Source organism: Frankia torreyi, from assembly GCF_000948395.1.
In the GTDB taxonomy this organism is placed as follows: domain Bacteria; phylum Actinomycetota; class Actinomycetes; order Frankiales; family Frankiaceae; genus Frankia; species Frankia torreyi.
The window spans coordinates 41,643-57,973 of the sequence record NZ_JYFN01000044.1 but is presented as its reverse complement, the minus strand read 5'-3'; the positions used below and the strand labels follow the sequence as shown (position 1 = coordinate 57,973).

The 16,331-nt window shown below is 69.6% G+C and carries 17 protein-coding genes; all 17 read right to left on the bottom strand.

What is annotated here, in order from left to right:
* The coding region (locus FF36_RS22560) for a hypothetical protein (RefSeq protein WP_206778477.1) at positions 1-794 on the bottom strand (794 nt) is incomplete at its 3' end.
* A 44-nt stretch (positions 795-838) separates the two neighbouring features.
* The gene (locus FF36_RS33185) at positions 839-1,366 is read right to left on the bottom strand and encodes a hypothetical protein (RefSeq protein WP_242419252.1); all 528 of its coding nucleotides are present in this window, start codon (positions 1,364-1,366) and stop codon (positions 839-841) included.
* A 613-nt stretch (positions 1,367-1,979) separates the two neighbouring features.
* The gene (locus FF36_RS22555) at positions 1,980-2,189 is read right to left on the bottom strand and encodes a hypothetical protein (RefSeq protein WP_044887133.1); all 210 of its coding nucleotides are present in this window, start codon (positions 2,187-2,189) and stop codon (positions 1,980-1,982) included.
* Between the two features lie 6 nt (positions 2,190-2,195).
* Entirely contained in the window at positions 2,196-2,477 is a 282-nt protein-coding gene (locus FF36_RS22550) for a hypothetical protein (RefSeq protein ID WP_044887132.1), read from the bottom strand.
* A 3-nt stretch (positions 2,478-2,480) separates the two neighbouring features.
* Positions 2,481-3,446 carry an ROK family protein gene (locus FF36_RS22545; RefSeq protein WP_044887131.1) on the bottom strand — a complete coding sequence of 322 codons (966 nt, stop codon included), beginning with the start codon at positions 3,444-3,446 and terminating at the stop codon, positions 2,481-2,483.
* On the bottom strand, positions 3,443-3,643 hold the full coding sequence (locus FF36_RS22540) for a hypothetical protein (RefSeq protein WP_044887130.1): 201 nt from the start codon (positions 3,641-3,643) through the stop codon (positions 3,443-3,445). Before FF36_RS22540 ends, FF36_RS22545 begins: the two co-directional genes overlap by 4 nt.
* Before the next feature lie 424 nt (positions 3,644-4,067).
* Entirely contained in the window at positions 4,068-4,901 is an 834-nt protein-coding gene (locus FF36_RS22530; protein WP_052681335.1) for a PHP domain-containing protein, read from the bottom strand.
* Positions 4,894-5,229 carry a hypothetical protein gene (locus tag FF36_RS22525; protein WP_055869456.1) on the bottom strand — a complete coding sequence of 112 codons (336 nt, stop codon included), beginning with the start codon at positions 5,227-5,229 and terminating at the stop codon, positions 4,894-4,896. The genes FF36_RS22530 and FF36_RS22525 overlap by 8 nt, the downstream gene beginning before the upstream one ends.
* Positions 5,226-5,921, bottom strand: a complete 696-nt coding sequence (locus FF36_RS31695) for a hypothetical protein (protein WP_128423366.1) — start codon at positions 5,919-5,921, stop codon at positions 5,226-5,228. Before FF36_RS31695 ends, FF36_RS22525 begins: the two co-directional genes overlap by 4 nt.
* Positions 5,918-6,667, bottom strand: a complete 750-nt coding sequence (locus tag FF36_RS22510; RefSeq protein WP_082122144.1) for an SAM-dependent methyltransferase — start codon at positions 6,665-6,667, stop codon at positions 5,918-5,920. Before FF36_RS22510 ends, FF36_RS31695 begins: the two co-directional genes overlap by 4 nt.
* Positions 6,668-7,092: 425 nt before the next feature.
* Complete coding sequence (locus tag FF36_RS22505) at positions 7,093-7,917, bottom strand: serine hydrolase (protein ID WP_082122141.1); 825 nt, start codon at positions 7,915-7,917, stop codon at positions 7,093-7,095.
* Entirely contained in the window at positions 7,892-9,064 is a 1,173-nt protein-coding gene (locus tag FF36_RS22500) for a helix-turn-helix domain-containing protein (protein WP_242422755.1), read from the bottom strand. The genes FF36_RS22505 and FF36_RS22500 overlap by 26 nt, the downstream gene beginning before the upstream one ends.
* 108 nt (positions 9,065-9,172) lie before the next feature.
* Positions 9,173-9,895: a class I SAM-dependent methyltransferase gene (locus FF36_RS22495; RefSeq protein ID WP_110431501.1), complete on the bottom strand. Its 723-nt coding sequence runs from the start codon at positions 9,893-9,895 to the stop codon at positions 9,173-9,175.
* A 376-nt stretch (positions 9,896-10,271) separates the two neighbouring features.
* Complete coding sequence (locus tag FF36_RS22490; RefSeq protein ID WP_199865473.1) at positions 10,272-11,120, bottom strand: TIGR02569 family protein; 849 nt, start codon at positions 11,118-11,120, stop codon at positions 10,272-10,274.
* Positions 11,121-11,511: 391 nt separating this feature from the next.
* The coding region (locus FF36_RS36110) for a site-specific integrase (RefSeq protein WP_206778475.1) at positions 11,512-13,557 on the bottom strand (2,046 nt) is incomplete at its 3' end.
* A complete protein-coding gene (locus FF36_RS22480) occupies positions 13,554-14,708 on the bottom strand; it encodes a tyrosine-type recombinase/integrase (RefSeq protein ID WP_206778474.1) in 1,155 nt (384 codons plus the stop codon). The genes FF36_RS36110 and FF36_RS22480, both read right to left, overlap by 4 nt.
* A complete protein-coding gene (locus tag FF36_RS33180; protein WP_199865474.1) occupies positions 14,600-15,991 on the bottom strand; it encodes a tyrosine-type recombinase/integrase in 1,392 nt (463 codons plus the stop codon). The genes FF36_RS22480 and FF36_RS33180 overlap by 109 nt, the downstream gene beginning before the upstream one ends.
* Positions 15,992-16,331 lie beyond the last annotated feature (340 nt).

Here is a 16,331-nt window from a genome sequence, read left to right as displayed (position 1 = left end):
TGACCAGCCCCCACCCACCCCACCTGCCAGCGCACCGTCACCGTCACCGGAAAGCGGCCGTCCGACTGCCCCGCCGAGGACCGGACGAACACCACACCGCAGTCCGGCGAGCCCGCAGCCGGGTCATCGACCCCCACCCGGAACGGCGTCCCCGGCCCCCGGCACGACACCGCGCCCCCCGCGCCGAAGTCCCACACCACCTCCTGCGGGCGCGCCGTCGCCGTCACCGACACGCCCGGCACCGTCGCCGTCACCGACACCGGCCCCCACACCCCGCCCAGCCACAACCACACCGGCACCCCCACCAGCTGCGGCACCCCCACCCCCGGCGACATCATCACGCTTGGCGCCGGCAACCTCAGCTTCTTCACCGCCACCTGCGCCAACGTCGCAGGTGAGAGCACGGCCCCTGCCGTCACCGCGTCCGGCAGCCACACCGCCTCGAAGCTGGCACCGCCGCACGACCGCCAATACCAGGACCCTTTCTCGCCTGGCGTCGCCCGCTCGGCCTCCACCGCCGCGGACGGGACGAAATCCGTCGCCGCCTGGTAACGGCAGCCATCACTGCCCGACCAGCCCCGCATCGTGTCCAAACAGGGCAACGCGCCTGTGCCCACGGTCGGGCAGGTCACGGACTCCGCCTCCGACGACGTCGACGGACGGGCCCCCGAGAGCACCGAGGGCTTCTCGGGATGGCCAGACGTTCCCGCCCACAGATCACAGCCCTCCTGACCCGAGGAGCAGACGGCCGCGCCGAAAGCGTCGCCTGCGAACGCGGCGCCTTGTCCCAGCATGACGCAGGTAAGGATCATCACGCTGAGGGCGGCACCCCCGGCCTTCAGCATGTGCCGACCGGCTGAATGACGAGTTCATCAACCTTCCATACTCCCGCGGTTCTCAGCGCGAGAGCCTGCACGCGATGCCGGCCGCCGGGAACATCATCCTCCAGTTTTCCGGAGGCATTGTCGTAGTGAAGCCACGTGCTGGCATCCGCGCAATCGTCGATAGTGACCCGGGTGGGATCATCGCTCGGTGAGAAAGCCGATACGCGGGGCGAGAAGGTCGGCGTACCGTGGGAGACGAGACCTCTATGCCGATCGGCGGCGACGGCGCGATAGATCGTGGACAGGGCCCGGCCGCTGACATGCCGCGTCAAGCGGGGATTCTGGTAGTCCGAGGTCGCCGCGATCGCGACCCAGTCCTCCCACATACCTCGATACGCGGCGAGCGCCGCCGCCTCTGGCGTCGCCTCGGTCGGCGTCGCCGCAGGTGAGGCCGTGGCCGAGGTCCTGCTCGCAGGCGGCGACGGCAGCCGCCGCGCATCACGCGCACCGCCGCCGCATCCACCCAAGGCGACGCCGGCCACGGCAATGATCGCTACTCGCCGCATCCGTCCTGCCGATTGATTCACCTGGCACGCTGCCCGTCCGTGACCTGTTCCGACCGCAGTGTTGTAACCCCATCACGGGGGGCTGTCGCAAGTGAGACAAACATCTCGCGGCGAGCGAGATACGCAGTCTCTACAATGCGCGATTCGCGGTGAAAGGGTCACGGAAAGCGATAATTTTTGATCTCGGGTGCGACGACATCGTTCACAGCGCCTCGGGCTGAGTAGTTGCGTGGCCGCAAAGGGATACGGCAGGTCTCGTCGTCCCCCGGAGCCGGGAAGGCCGACGTCCGCGACAGCGATCCGTGCACGGAGAGCATCAGGTGGAGACCACGATCTCGTCGTGGTCTCCACGTCACTGGACGCAACAGACGAAAAATTCTCCCGCCCGCCTCCATCGCCACCGATCGCGCTCAGACTTCGCTGGCCAGCACAAAAACGCCCGAGGCAGATCCATCTCGGGTCGTCGCTCCCAGCCTCGTCGATGACCGGGAGTGGGTCCGCCGGCCCCGAGGCAGCGGACACCAGGCTGACCCCGCGCCGCGCCGTGGAAGCGAGGCGGACCCCACCGATGTACGGTCAGCGGTTGGCGTCATCCCACCCGGTCGGCACAGAAACGCCGGGGCAGGCTGGGCACCATGACCAGCAGCGGTAGCAGGTCCGGCCGGAGAACGACGAGCAGCGGGAGGTCGGCACGAACCGGGTTCATACCGCGAGCGCAGTCCACAGCCGCACGGAACCCAGGCCCGGCCAAATTCTGGCTGATCACCATCAGCATGCCGCTGCTCGCGATCAGCACCACCGGCCATCAACGCTGAGGCAGCGGAACGACCTTCGCCATGCCGACGACGGATTCATATTTGGCCATGATCCGGTCGGTCGGGACACGGGCGGGGAAGCACATCACCTTTCCGGACATTTTTTCGATCACCCGTCCGAGGGAACCGACGAAATCGGCGTCGAGGTAGCCGGTCTCGTTGATGATCCATCCCTGGGAGAACTCGACAAGGCTCCAGGGCCGCTCCTGATCATTGTCCAGCCGCCGGAGCAGGGCTCTGGCGATCTCCCGTGCCTGTGACTCGTCGATCACCTGTCACCCGTCGCCTTCTGAGGTGGCGGCGAGGAGGGCGGCGCCGATCAGGGGCCCGTTCGCCCCGTAGGGCGAGGGTGTGAGGACGGCCCGGTCGGCCAGGCGGGGTACCGCGCGTTCCCGCATGGCGCGCTGCGCGGCGGCGAGGTAGCCGCCGTCGGGGCCGGCGGCGCTTTCGGCGGCCTGTGCGAGCCCCCCACCGACGGTGATCACATCGGGCGCCAGGATGTTCAGGACGGTCGCGGCGGCAATCCCGAGCCAGTAGCCGGCGGCCTCGAACGCCCGTCGGGCCGCGGGGTCCCCGTTCCGCGTCTTGTGGACGAGTTCGAGCAGGGTCGGGACCCTGGTCCGAACAGGCGGGGAGGTGCGCGGCGAGGCGGCGGGTTGTGGGGGTTGGTAGCCGCGGAGGACCGCCCGCACCGACGCGAGGGTCTCCACGCAGCCGGTGCGGGTGCAGGAGCAGCGCACCGTGCTGGTGGGGTGGACGAGGATGTGCCCGAGGCCGGCCGGGCCGGGGGGTGTGCCGTGGGCGAGCCGTCCACCGATCGCGATGCCGCCGCCGATCCCGGAGCCGAGGGCGAAGTGGACGTGGGTCCCGGTGCGCCCGCGCCGCTCGTATTCCGCCCACGTCGCGGCCAGGCCGTCGTTGACTACCCGTACCCGCCCCCGCAGGCCGGGGAAGAAGCCGGCGAGCAGGGTGGGCCAGTGGATGCGGGAGTACCCCTGGATCGCCCCGGCCCGCACGACCGTCCCGTCGGTGTCGACGGCGCCGGCGGTGGCGATCGCGACCAGCTCGACGTCGGCCGCGCTGGTCAGCGCCGCGAGGATCCGTTCCTGCACCACGTGAAAGGTCGGGGTTGGGGGGAGCCGCAGCACGGGCAGCCTGGTGACGAGCTGGCTGGGCGGGCCGGTGTCGACGATCCCCTGTTTGATCGTCGACGCTCCGATGTCGAAGGCGTGGACCTTCATCGGACCACCAGCGTCCAGATACCCACCCCGAGCATCCATATGATCAGCGCGTTTCTCGTTCCCGTGATCATGGCGAGGCGGATCTCGTGGTGGTGCCCCTGCCGCATGGCCTGGCGGATCAGGTCCGCGTACCACGCGAGGAGCAGGCCCATCGCCACACCTACGGCGATCACGATTCCCGCACCGGTGAGCGTCATCCCGGTTCCTCCTCTCGTTCCCCCACGCGGCGTTCGTCTCCCGTGGTCGCGAGCGCCGCGCAGTACCTCTCGTAGAGGTGGCCGGCCCGCAGACTGCGCCGCCGCGAACGTCGGCAGCGGTATGGCCCCGGTCCAGGCCCTCGAGCCGCGTCCACCCGTGCGTGTCGATGTCCGTCACCACCCCGCCCCTTGTCCGACGTGAAGCCGCTCTGCCCGCAGGGGCGACAGGCAGAGCGGCGGTCCCGCTACCGGCACACGATCATGGAAAGGAGTAGGGCGGCGCCCAGGCCAGCCGACACGCAGACCAGCCCCCACCCCGCTCGGCCCGCTTCCTCGACCTCCCTGCGTACGGCCGGGTCCATCACCTCCCATCGCGCGTCGTCGTCCAGGTCGACGACCCGCCTTCGGCGTCTCCACGGGAGGTTCACGCTCGGATCGGTGTCGCGCCGGCGGCCTGGGCGATCAGCCGCTGGTAGGTGGCGTATGGCGTGGTGTCGGATCCGAGCTGTCCTGGGGGGCCGTCGTAGCCGCTGCCGCCGATCGGCAGCAGACGCAGCTCGGCAGCCACGTCGCGCAGGCGAAGGCGGGTGTCGGCGTCGTGCCCGGGGTGATCGACCTCGATACCGGCCAGGCCGCGCGCCGCCAAGTCCCTCAGAAGTTCTACGGGCAGTGAAGCGCAGGGGTGGCCGAGTACCGCGACGCCCCCGGCGCCGCGCACCACGGTCAGCGCCGCGGCGACGTCCGGCTGCCGTGACGCGATGTGGAACGGGCCACCGACACCAAGCCACGCCGGCCCGAGCGCGACGTCGACGGTGGGCACGACGCCCGCCGCGACCAGGGCCGCCGCGATGTGCCCGCGGCTGACCGGCGCGCCCCGGGCCTCGTCGGCCGCCTGCGGCCAGTCGACCGGGTAGCCCTCGACCCGCAGCAGCCGCACAGCGCGCCGCGCCCGCAGTTCCGCACTGTCACGGGCCCGGCCGAGCAGCTCGGACATCGCCCGATCGTCGCGATCGACCAGGTAGGCGAGCAGACGGACAGACCTCGGCCGCCCGCCGACGACCGCCCGGCAGGAGATCTCCGCGCCAGGCACGAGCGTCATCCCGGCCGGCAGCACAGCCGCCGCCGCATCGATCCCCGCAACCGTGTCCCGATCGGTGACCGCAACAACCCGCACGCCGACGATGGCGGCGTGCCCGATCAGCTCGTGCGGCATCAGGCCGCCGCCGGACTCGGTCGTATACGCGTGAAGATCAATCATCGTGCCGTGTCGCCCCGGTGACGGTCGGCGTGTCCACACGAAAGCGAAGGAAGCTCTCCCGCGTGATGGCGGTCGCCCGGCCGCTCTCGGCTTCCGCGATCCGTGGGCGGGTGCCGGGCCGGTTCCGGCCCGGCACCCAGAACAACCCACCGTCCTCCAGATCGTGGACGTCCACCCAGGTCGCGCCGCAGCCACGCGCCACCGCCACGGCCGTCCGGATCCAGGTCGCCGCGCGTACCGCGGCCGTCGCCAACGCGGCACGCAGCTCGATCCGGCTGTAGGGCCTTCGCGCCGGCCCTACCGTTCGACGGCCGTCGCCGCTGCTCATGCGGCCCGCCCGGTACGCAGACACATCACCGGGGTGCGTAGCCGTAGCGCGCCGTGCACGTCGACGGCCCGATGGCAGGCCGCCGCGTACCGGCGTGCCGCCCGCGCGTCGAGGCCAGCCCGCACCGCCGTGACCGGCGCTGGCGCCACGGGTGTCGGCGTGTGCAGGTAGTCGTCGACACCGCGATGGTCAAGCTCGGTGGTCAGCCTCATCACGTCAACATCGGCGGGATGCAACCCCGGACGGCCGGTCGACATCACCTCCACCAGCGCATCCCACGGGTGCGGAGCCGGTCTCACCGCCGCGTCCACGGCCCGCTCGATCCGGTGCGCGTCATCGTCGGTGAGACCGGGCAGGGCGCAGACGGGTTGGCCCAGATGCGCCATCACCACGGTAAACACGACCTGCCCCGACCGGGCGAGGACCCGACACACCTCGTCGAGCAGCCGTGCCGGCTCCTTCGGCGCTATGCCGTAGCCAGCCACCATCTCAACCGCCCCGTCCGCGACCGGTAGCCTCGACGCCAGGTCCGCCACGACCCGACCGGCACCACCGCACTCCGCCTCGCCGATGGCAAGCGACGGCACCAGCGCCACGATCCGCGCGGCCTGGCCCATCCCGGCGACGATGCCCGCGACCAGCGACAGGCCACCGTCCGGCAGCACGATCAACACCCGAGGTGCGCGGGTCATGGTTTGACGGCGACCGCGCCGTAGGTGCCGACCTGCGCGTCGGGCACCGCCGCGAAACCAGGATCGTCCGGAAGCCAGCGCTGCACGGGCACCAGTCCGGGTCCGACCAGCTCCAACCCATCGAAGAACCGCTTGATGTCGGCGTGTGACCGGGCGTGGATATCAACGCCGCGCTGCCGGTACACCTCCGCCGCCCGTTCCACATCCGGATTCAGATCGCTCGCCACATGACTGATCGTGAGATGACTGCCCGAGGGCAACCGCTCGACCAGCCGCCGCACAATGCCATACGGATCGTCGTCGTCCCCCACGAAATGCAGGATCGCGATCAGCGACAGAGCGACCGGCTGGGTGAGATCCAACGTGTCAATGAGCTCCGGCGCGGTCAGGATCCGGTCGACGTCCCGCAGGTCCGCGTCCAGATAGGCGATGCGGCCCTGCGGGCTGCCCGTCAGCAGCGCCCGCGCATGGACCAACACGATCGGGTCGTTATCCACATAAACGACCCGAGACTCCGGCGCGGCGGCCTGGACCACCTCGTGCAGATTCGGCGACGTCGGAATACCCGTCCCCACATCCAAGAACTGCCGCACCCCGAACTCCGCGACCAGCCGCGCCGCCCGGTGCAGAAACGACCGGTTCTGCCGGGCCGCCGACGGCAGGTGCGGGAACGCCGCCACCGCCGCCTCGACCGCCTCCCGATCCGCGGGAAAATTGTCCTTGCCGCCCAGGAGACAGTCGTACATTCGCGCCGAGTGCGCCTGATCGACCGCCAGATCCGTCGGGGACACCGCCCCGGACACGGAGAACACCGTACCCGGATCTGTCACAGCAAGCCACCATGCTTGGACCGAGATCCACCGTGCTGCGCGGGGTTTCGACGTCTGTGCCTGATCCTGTATGCCACAATGTGTCAGTCTGGCGCACGATCAGGACCTAGAATCGTGATCGACTGTCGGAACGATTGTTTTGACAGTCAGCTCCCAGTGATGTGAGGCGCTTCCAGGACGAGAGCCTGGTGCTGCTCACCGACAGCGCGGTGCACTCGCTCTAGACGCCACGCATCATCCAGTGCTTGAGCGCTGTTGACGACTGGCCGAGCTACGAGCGGGCCGACGACACTGGCCGGGAGGCGCTGGCCTCGGAGACGTACGACGGTCCGAAGCGCCTGTCAGTCGGCAAGTTCGGTGAGTGCGGACCAGATCGTGGCGACGGTGTCCGCGATCGCGATGCTGGTGCGGGCGCTATCGGATTCGCCGTCGGCGAGGAATGCCACCGCGACGTCGGTGTGCTGCCCATAAATGATCCCTGCGTCGCAGACGACGCCGTCGAGGCTGCCGGTCTTGTGCGCGACCGGCGTGCGGTCAGGGAGCCTGGCGGGTATCCGCGTGTTCCGCAGGTTGTTTCTCATGGAAGCCAAGACCGGCCGATAGCGCTCGTGCCCGGCAAGTCCCCTCAAGATCAAGTTCAGGTCGCCGGCGGTGGTGGTGTTGCGTCGGCCGGCAGCCCCGAGCTGCTCATCGCGGAAGTCGACAGCCAGTGTGGTCGCCGTCGCTCCAAGGCGCCGGGCGGTGGCGTTCACTGTGTCGTGCCCGACGCGGTCGAGGAGTGCGTCAGCGGCCGCATTGTCGCTGGTGATGAGCATGAGGGCGCACAGCTGTCGGAGAGCGAGTTGATCGCCGTCGTCGAACGCCGCCATGACCGTCGGGAAGATGGTCGGGTGCAGGTCGCGGCAGTTGACGCGCTCTGACAGGTCAATCTGGCCGGCGTCGGCAGCATCGTGGACCGCCGCCGCAACGATCAGCTTCAGCGTGCTCGCCCCGGGCTGAGGGGTGTGTGCGTTCACCTCGACGCGAACCGCTGGGCCGCGCAGCGCCTCGACGGCCACCGCGCGCCGTCCGCCGGCCTGAGTGAAAGTGTTCACCGCGTCCCGCACCCGGGTGGCCGCGGTGGCATCGGCGGGCTGATACTCAGCTGGCGAACAGGAGGTACTCATCAAGGTCCATTACACCCCGATGGCTGGGGTTAGCCGCGAGGAGGGGGTGTCGACGGACGTCACGGACCGCACGAAGGCCACGAACCGTGCCAGTAGCCGAGGCGACTTCGGCTGCTTGGTGGGCGTGTCGACATGCCTGCTCGAGTTCGTCGAGGTCGGCGAGTGCGTGGGCGAGCTGCGCCTCGTAGAGGGCGCGGCTGCGCACGAACGTTCCGTCAAGCCCAGCGAGGGTGTCCTCAAGAAGCCGCTGCGCGTCACGGGCCTGGCCAAGCAGGACCAGACTCGTGCCCCGGTATCCGGTGTAGGCGGCGCTACCGAAGAAGTACCAGGCCGCCCGCCGGTCCGGGGCGTCAGGCAGCAACCGTTCGGCTTCGCCGAGGGAATGCAGAGCCTGCTCGCGGTCGCCGACGTGAGCGTGGGCACGTCCCGCCACCGCGGCCAGCCAGGCGCGCAGCGAGGCTGGTCCACCCGCACCACGCGCGACGGCCATCCGGGCCAGGACCACGGCGTCGCGTGGATCGTCGCCGCACGCGGCGAATGACAGCCAGCCGATCATGTAGCTGGCCAGGGCATCGTCCCCGGCACGCCGCGCCGCGCGGACCGCACGCGCATAGAAGTCGCGGGCACGAGCGGGCTTGTCCAGGTCCAGCCACAACCAGGCCAGGAGCTGGCAGGTCTCGGCTTCCAGCCGATCCACCTCGGTCGCGGTCGCGACCTCCGCCCGCCCGACTTGCTCGAGCAGACCAAGGTGCGCCGTCACTGGACCCACCAGACCGGACGCGCCCAGAAGGTCGTCCAGCCGGCGGTAGTGATCAAGAACATCGCGAAGGCGCGCCACGCTCTCTCCCGGGCCGCCCGGCCGAACCGCCGCGGCAGTCGAGTTGTCCGCCGTTGCCGGCGGCGTCGATGGCTCGGACGAGGAGGTGATCCTGTCGAAGTCGGCTGTGAGCGCGCCGCCGGTTCCTAGAGCGGCGTCTGCGTCAGCCCAGAACGAGCGAGGTGGACACTGGCGCCCGCTCTCAGTGTTGGCGATGGTGCTGCGACTGTATGAGACGCGGTGGGCCAGCTCCTGCTGAGTCAAATCGGCCTGCTTCCGGGCCCTGGCGAGCCTGGCGCCGAGGTCCGACTGGGCCTGGATATAGGTCATCGAGATCACCCGGACACCCCAATCGTCAACAGCCCGCCCAGTCAACGCATTGTCGCACTGTCAGTCGCCGGCGCGGCCGGGCCTGCCGGAAAGCGCCGAGCTTGACCGTCAGGATGTGATGACGAGACGCACGTGAGACTTGTCGATCACTATGCCCGCGGGGCGAGTTTCCTCAGCTCTGTCCGCAGGGTATGAGGTGATGATGGGCTGGGCGCTGCGGTCGCGGTCAAAGCGGCGGATCTGGCTGACTATCCGCTCGGCGAGGCGGGCGGCGGCGGGACCATGGCCGGTGGCGCCGAGTTCGTAGCGGCGTTCGCCGTGCGGTCCTGGCTGGTCGGCGGGACGGGGCTTGGTGAGGTAGGCCAGGGATTCGCCTTCTACGATCGTGGGCGTGCGGTAGGCGAAGGCGGGCCGGCAGACGCCGGCTTCGATGGCCTGGTCTTCAGCGTCGATGCGGCAGGTGCCGGGTTCTGTGGCGGTCAGCCAGAGCCAGATGTGGTCGAAGGGCTCGTTGGCGACCACGAACACGCCGGACCAGATGGTGATCTCGGGCCCGGAGAACACGTCCTGCAGCTCGGCGGCGTCGATGTTCTGGTCGGCGTCCCAGTACAGCGCGACGTCCTTTGTGACGGTGCCGGTCTGTTCACCGGTCGGCACGATGCCGATCATGGGGATGAATCCGCAGAGTTGGCTGTTCTCCGCGCGGAGATGTGTGTCGTGGCGGGTGAAGGCGATGCTTCGGGCCTGGCCGCGCCAGTGCAGGGGCACGACAAGCGTTCCGCCAGGCGCGAGTTGGTCAAACCAGGCTGGGGGCAGGTCCCATGGCCCCACTTATCCGGATTTTGATCATGGAGTTTTGGGTGGGATTGACGGCATTCCGAGTGGCGCTGGTCTGGGGGTGTTGCGGGCGGCGCGGTCGAGGGTGGCGAGCTTGTTCTGGGCGGCGTGGAGGCTGACTTTGAGGCCCTCGACTTCGCCCTGCCAGCCGTTGGTTCTGGCTTCGTCGGTGCGTTCACCGAGGTTTCGGATGATCTGTTCGAGGCGAGTGCGTTGGCGGGGGTCGACGCGGAGCATGGGGCAGCGGACGCAGGCTTAACCGAAATGATCTTGCTATCCGCGTAACCCGTCTTCCCTGGGAGGGGGGGTCACGGAGAGTACTCACATCGGCTTGCGGTCGCTGGGGCTTCGGGCGTGTCGCGGGAGCGGCTCATGGATCGTGGCGGTTGCCCGAGCTCGGATCGTGGTTGGCGTAGGTCACCGCGAGGTTGACCGCGGGTCGGCAGGCCTCGACCTGGTCCGGTGTCCACCCGGTGGGTCCGAAGGCCGCCTCGTGGGTGGCGATCCGGTAGATCAGGGCTCGGACGAGCATCTGACCCCAGGCTGGCAGGTGCGCCCATCGGGCAGCGAGGTCGGGTGAGGCTCCGTACCAGCACAACGCGTCGGCGACCGCGACGGCCGACGCCCAGGACGCGGGGCGCCAGTACGCGGGCCAGTCGATGATCGCCGGTGGCAGTCCGGCGGCGAACAGTACGTTGCCCGGCAGATCGCCGTGCACCACCTGCGGGGTGAGGTCGACCGGACGGCGGCTGCGTGCCAGTGGTGCCAGCAGGTCCAGGGCCGCCGGGCAGCCACGGACCGGGAGTTCTTCCCACGCGACCCTGTCCCCATAAGCCCACGGGTCGTCGCGGAGGTCCAGGAACGCCGGTCGGGGCAGGTCCGCGATTGCCGCGTGGAAGGCGGTGCCGGCGCGGAGCACGTCGTCTTGCCGGCTGACGTCTGGCTCGCCCGCGACGAGTTGGCACGCCTCCCAGCCGTGGGCCACCCATGCCCCGTCCAGCGTCTGGACGGGGCGGGCAACGCGGAACTCGGTGGCGTCCGGCAGGCCGGTGAGCACCTCGGCTCGCCAGAGCGTTTCCGTCAGGAGCTCCACCGGTTTGAGGACGAGCTGGCCAGCTCGCCACGTCCCGCCTTGGCCGCCGGGCAGTACGACCGGGTCGTCCGCGACGCCGAATGCCGCCAGCACGGCATCTGACGGGCCCGCGACCGGAGGGTTCACACCCAAGATCATAATCTGATGGGTGGTGCCTCTGGGGTCAGGCCCTTGTCTGCTCCGCTCGTCCGGCGGCCGAACGCAGGTCGGGCATGCCCAGATGGACGGCGGCACCGCGGGCAGTCTCGCGCATGGTCGCGAGTTTCTGCTCTGCGGCTGCCAGGGTGGTCTGGATCGCGGCGACCTCACCGAACCATCCCTGTTCTTTGGCCTCTTGGAGCCGGTCGAGGAGATTGGCGCGGATCCCTTCCAGTCGCGGCATCTGGTCGGGGTCGACCCGGAGCAGCGGACACCTGACACACGCGTTTTCGTGCGCGCAGGGGGTTCCGTGGTCACGGCCGCAGGTCCCGAGGGCGACTTTCCGTAGTTCGAAATGGGCGAGGAACTCGTCCCATTNCTGGGTGGTGATGTCGCGGTATTCCTCGCTGGGTCGCTCGGCGCGGCGGCGGGCGATGAAAGCCCGGTGGTGGGATATCACGTCCTCGGGGTAGATCGCGGCGTATCCCATCGTCGTGTCCACCGTGGAGTGGCCGCAGACCTTGGCGGCGATGTGCGGAGGCAGTCCGGAGCGGATGGCGTCGGTGACGAAGATCCTGCGGAAGTCGTGGGGCCGCCATTCCAACGGCTGGTCTCCTGCGGTGATCTGTGCGGCCTGCGAGGTTGCGACGAGGCACTCTCGGATGTAGCTGCGGGTGAGAGGACGGTCTTCGGTGCCGTACCGCCGTTGGAACAGGAACGGCATCGGCGGGCTCCAGGTCTGCTCGAACACGTCGTAGGCGCAGACCAGCGGCAGAGCCGCTTTCCCGCCACGGACCCGGAAGATGACCGTGGTCAGGACGTCGGCGAGCTCGGGCGAAACCAGAAGCAGCCGCTCTGCATCGGTCTTGGACGGGGCGACCTGCAGCATCGGCACGACCTCGCCGGTGGTGGGCAGCGTGTAGGCGACGAAACTGTGGTGGGTGAGCTCGAGCATCTCCTCGATGCGGATCCCGGTGTGCCGCAAGACTTCCACCGTCGCCCACGACCAGAACGCCGCCGACTCCTCGTGGGTGAGGTCCCGCCGCCTGCCCGTGGCCAGGTCCACGGCGTAGACCCGGCCGGACTCGCCCTGGCGGCAACGTCGGAACTGCTGGCCGCCCGCGTTGAACCGCCCCTCGGCGGCGGTCGCCTTGGCCGTGTTCACACGCTGCTCGGCGTCCCTCCGTTGCTGTTCGACGGCCCGTAGCAGCGCCGGCAGCAGGGGCAGTTGGGTCCTGGTGCGCTGGTCCATCCGCGACTTGACCCGTGACTTGAATTTCTTCTGCGTCACCTCGGCCGCTTTGATCGGGCACGGCGCGACCCACGTCGCCCACCGGGCGGGGTCGTCGGCGGCCCATCGGGCGATGTCCTCGTAGAAGGCCCGGACGAATACCAGCTCGCTGCGGTAGTTCACGCGGGGGCGCACCGGCTGGCCGTCGGCGTCCCGGATGTGGGCCAGCCGTTCTTTCCATGCCTGCGCGACCTCGGGTGCCAGCCGTAGCGAGTCGATGCCCGGATTGTGGATCTCCAGGTCGCGCCAGAACAGTCGGCAAAGGTTACGGGCGATGGAGCGCAGCGAGGTGTGGTCGAGTTCGGGTGCCCGCTCGGTGAGGTACTCGACCAACAGGTCGCGGACGGGCCGGCACTCGATGCCGTAGGCCTCCACGATCTGCTCTATGCTGCGACGGCCGTCCAGCCGCAGAACTCGCAACCGCTCCGGTGCCGCGGCCGGAAGCACGCCGGTCTTTTTCAGCAACGCGTAGAACAGCGGCCTTCCCGCGCTGCCACGGAAATGGTGCTCCTGCAGAGCTCTGGTCAGCTCGACGCAGTCGCCGAGAGTGATGTCGCTGACGAGGCCGCCCTTGCGGACCAGGATCCAGGTGATCTTGTTCAGGGCGTCCGACCTGGCCCAGCCGGCCGCGTGGTCGGCGCGGAGACCGAGGCGCTGGAAGCCGTCGGGGTCGATCGCCGCCCGAGCCTCGGCGAGCATCAGCGCCTGGCGTTGCCGCAGCAACCACGGGTAGCCGGGCCGGACGATCTGCCCGGCGACCAGGAGCGCCACCCCGCAGCACAGTTCGTCACGATGATGGCGTCGAGCCGGGGCGCGCCCCTTCAGCGGCAGGTCAGCCCAGCTAGAACCGGCGGTGTCCGCCCCGCTGGCCAGCCACCGCTCCTGCCAACTGTCCCCGGGCTGGCCCTCGAGCCAATCCAAGATCTTGTTCAGGCCACGCCGCCGGGTCTTGTCGCGGGTGCGGCCCGCGCTCGGTTCGGTGAACAAGCCAAGCAGCCGCTCGACCAGGGCCTCCCGGCTCTGGCGGGTCTGCCACCAGCTCTGCTCGCAGGGCCGCGGGTCCAGTTCAGCTGGCTGTCCCACCTCGACGGTGCTGGTCTTCGCGGCCGTGGCGGCAGGCGCCGCGACGGTCATCGGGTTCCCCCGCCGGCGGCCGTCGTGCCGAACAACGTCGCGAGCACCTCGGGCCGGTAGCCAGGCGCCGGGGGCGCCGGTGGCCGCTCCCGCTGGGCGCGCTGCCGCTCGTGATGGGCCAGGACATGAGCGATGACCTCGTCAGGGGTCGGCGCGATGTAGATCTCAGTGGTGGAGATGTGGGCGTGCCCGAGGACCCATTGGACGTCGGCCAAGGTCAGGTTCGGGTCGCGGACCATCCGCTTGGCGGCGCTGTGCCGCAGGTCGTGCAACGTCCAGTTCGCACCGAGAACACGGTTGGCTCGGGTGAACAGCATCCGGGCCGCGTCGTAGGCCAGCGGCCGGAACGGGCGGCGCAGCGTCCACCACAACGGCTCGTCCGGCCCCCAGGGGACCATGTTCCGCATCTGTTGCTGGTAGAGCCGCAACCACACGAACGCGTCCGACGACGCTGGGAGCCGCTGCAGTGCCCGACTGCCCTTGCGGACCACGCCAATCACCTGGTCCTCCGGGGTCACCTGCCCCTGACAGACGCCGAGCAGCTCCGAGGCGCGGGCCCCGGTGGAGACGTAGAACGCGACCAGAGCCCGGTCCCGGTTGCACGACAGGGCCGCGAACAGGTCGTTGAACGCCTGGTCGGGGATGCTTCGCGGGGCCGGTTTGGGCTCCTTGGGCTGGTAGACGGCTCGCCGCGACGGCCGCGGGAACGGCTCCATCGGATTGCGGTGGGCGCCCAGCCGTCCGTCCTCCACGCCCCCGGCCTGCGGGAACGGGTTGACCAGCGGCCGGCCGTGCATCTCCCGGTGATACTCGTAGAACGACCGGATCACCGCACGCGCGTGCCGCCTGGTCCGGGCAGCGTAGTTCTCCCCGGGCGTCGCCTTCCCGGTCACCGGGTTCACCCAGCCCGGAACAGGCGCATCACCGCGACGCGGCCGCGGCGGCTTCTTGACGGTCTTCAGCCACAGGGCGAAGTCCCGCGCCTCGGCACGGCCGGCACGATCCCACGGCACTTCCAGCGCCTGCAAGAACCGGAACCACGTCAACAGCTCGTAGGCATAGGACCGCAGCGACGCCGGGCTGGCGTCGTCGGCGAGCATGTGACGCAGAAACTCGGCGACCGCGGGCACCTCGATGCCCTTGCCATCCACAACGCGGAACGGCAGCAGTGGATCAGCGGTCTCCTCAACCCCGCCAACCCTCGCAATCGCCAGCGATGCAACATTTCGGACCGTCGTGCTGCGTTCCGACACCCGTACCTCCGCGAGTCGCCATAGTCGACGACACGCGATGACAGCAGATCGACGCGATCACAGGGAGTAGCCGCGGACCGACGCCAAGGCCCAGACCAGCCGACAGAGCCCCTGTCCGTCGCCCTCGGCAGGAGTGCAGGAAGCCTCCCAGTTAGTTCGGTCAACGGGACGTGCTCGTGGATGCAGGGGGTGCCGTAGGGGCGTCCGCAGTCGCCGAGCTCGAGTTTGCGCAGGTGGAAGTGCTGCTGGAACTCGGCCCATTCGTCGTCGGTGGGGTCGCGGTATTCCTCGCCGGGTCGCAGGGCGCGGCGTTCGTCGACGAAGGCGCGGTAGGTCCGGATGAGCTGGTCCTGGAAGACGGCGGTGTAGGCCTGGGTGGTGTTGACGCTGGCGTGGCCGAGGATCTTCGCGGCGATGTGGACGGGCAGGCCGCCGGTGACGGCTTCGGTCGCGAACATGCGGCGGAAGTCGTGCGGGGTGTAGTGGAGGGGCTGGCCGGCGGCGTCGGTCAGGCCGGTTCGGGTGATCGCCCGGTTGAGCAGGTGCCGGACCGTGTTGGTGCCGAGAACGTCGTTGCGCCAGCCGTTCTTGTGCATGAAGCCGTCGGGGTGCTGGAAGAGGTGCGGCAACGCGGGGCTGGTGACGCGTTCGTGGCTGTCGTAACGGCCGGCGAGCGGGATGGTGCCGTCGGGGGTGCGGATCCGGCTGATGACGGCCGCGAGGACGCTGGCGAGCTCGGGTGTGACGAGCAGGAGCCGTTCCTCGTCGCTCTTGGACGGGACGATCTGCAGGAGCGGGACGAGTTCCCCGGTGTCGGGCATCCGGTGTGAGACGAGCGCGAAGTGCGTCAGTTCCAGCAGTTCCTCGATGCGGACACCGGTGTGGCGCAGGGTCTCGATGACCGCCCAGGCCCAGAACGCCTCGTCCTCGGTGATCGTGACGTCGGTGCGGGCGCCGGTCGCGGCGTCCTCGACGACGAGGTGTGACGGCCGGTGGTTGGGGGCGGCCGGGCGGCTGCCGGTGCCGACCCGCCGGTAGCGGGTTCCGGCGTGCTCGAAGACCGTCCCGGGTTCGGTGCGGCTCGAGGCGTGCAGCAGCGCGGCCTGGTCGTTCTTCCAGCTTTCGGCCGTGTCGACGAGGCGCGGTAGCCGCGGCAGGCGCTCCCGGGTCCGCTGATGCATTCGCGCGGTCGTGGCCTGGCGCTGTTTGACGACTCCCGCGGTGTCGGTCTTGCGCACCGGGCTGGGGAACGCCCACGGCGCCCACGAAGGGTCGGACAGCGCCCACTCGGCGATGTCGAGGTAGAACGCACGGACGGTGATCAGAATATCGATGTGTCGCTGCGGGGTCGGGCGGCTGCCGCCGCCCTGGGGGAAGCGCAGCCGTTCCTTCCAGGCGTCCGTCACGTCGCGCGGCAGGTTGAGGGTGCCGATGCCGGGGTGGTGACGCTCGATGTCGGCCCAGAACGCCCCTGCGAGGCGGCCGGCGAGCCCACGGAAGGTGCTGTGGTCGAGCGCGGGG

Bases quoted from the DNA above. Each gene is read 5' to 3' on its own strand.
- FF36_RS22545 (WP_044887131.1), bottom strand. From the start codon at position 3,446: ATGAAGGTCCACGCCTTCGACATCGGAGCGTCGACGATCAAACAGGGG.
- FF36_RS22540 (WP_044887130.1), bottom strand. From the start codon at position 3,643: ATGACGCTCACCGGTGCGGGAATCGTGATCGCCGTAGGTGTGGCGATG.
- FF36_RS22530 (WP_052681335.1), bottom strand. From the start codon at position 4,901: ATGATTGATCTTCACGCGTATACGACCGAGTCCGGCGGCGGCCTGATG.
- FF36_RS22525 (WP_055869456.1), bottom strand. From the start codon at position 5,229: ATGAGCAGCGGCGACGGCCGTCGAACGGTAGGGCCGGCGCGAAGGCCC.
- FF36_RS31695 (WP_128423366.1), bottom strand. From the start codon at position 5,921: ATGACCCGCGCACCTCGGGTGTTGATCGTGCTGCCGGACGGTGGCCTG.
- FF36_RS22510 (WP_082122144.1), bottom strand. From the start codon at position 6,667: ATGTACGACTGTCTCCTGGGCGGCAAGGACAATTTTCCCGCGGATCGG.
- FF36_RS22505 (WP_082122141.1), bottom strand. From the start codon at position 7,917: ATGAGTACCTCCTGTTCGCCAGCTGAGTATCAGCCCGCCGATGCCACC.
- FF36_RS22500 (WP_242422755.1), bottom strand. From the start codon at position 9,064: ATGACCTATATCCAGGCCCAGTCGGACCTCGGCGCCAGGCTCGCCAGG.
- FF36_RS33180 (WP_199865474.1), bottom strand. From the start codon at position 15,991: ATGCATCAGCGGACCCGGGAGCGCCTGCCGCGGCTACCGCGCCTCGTC.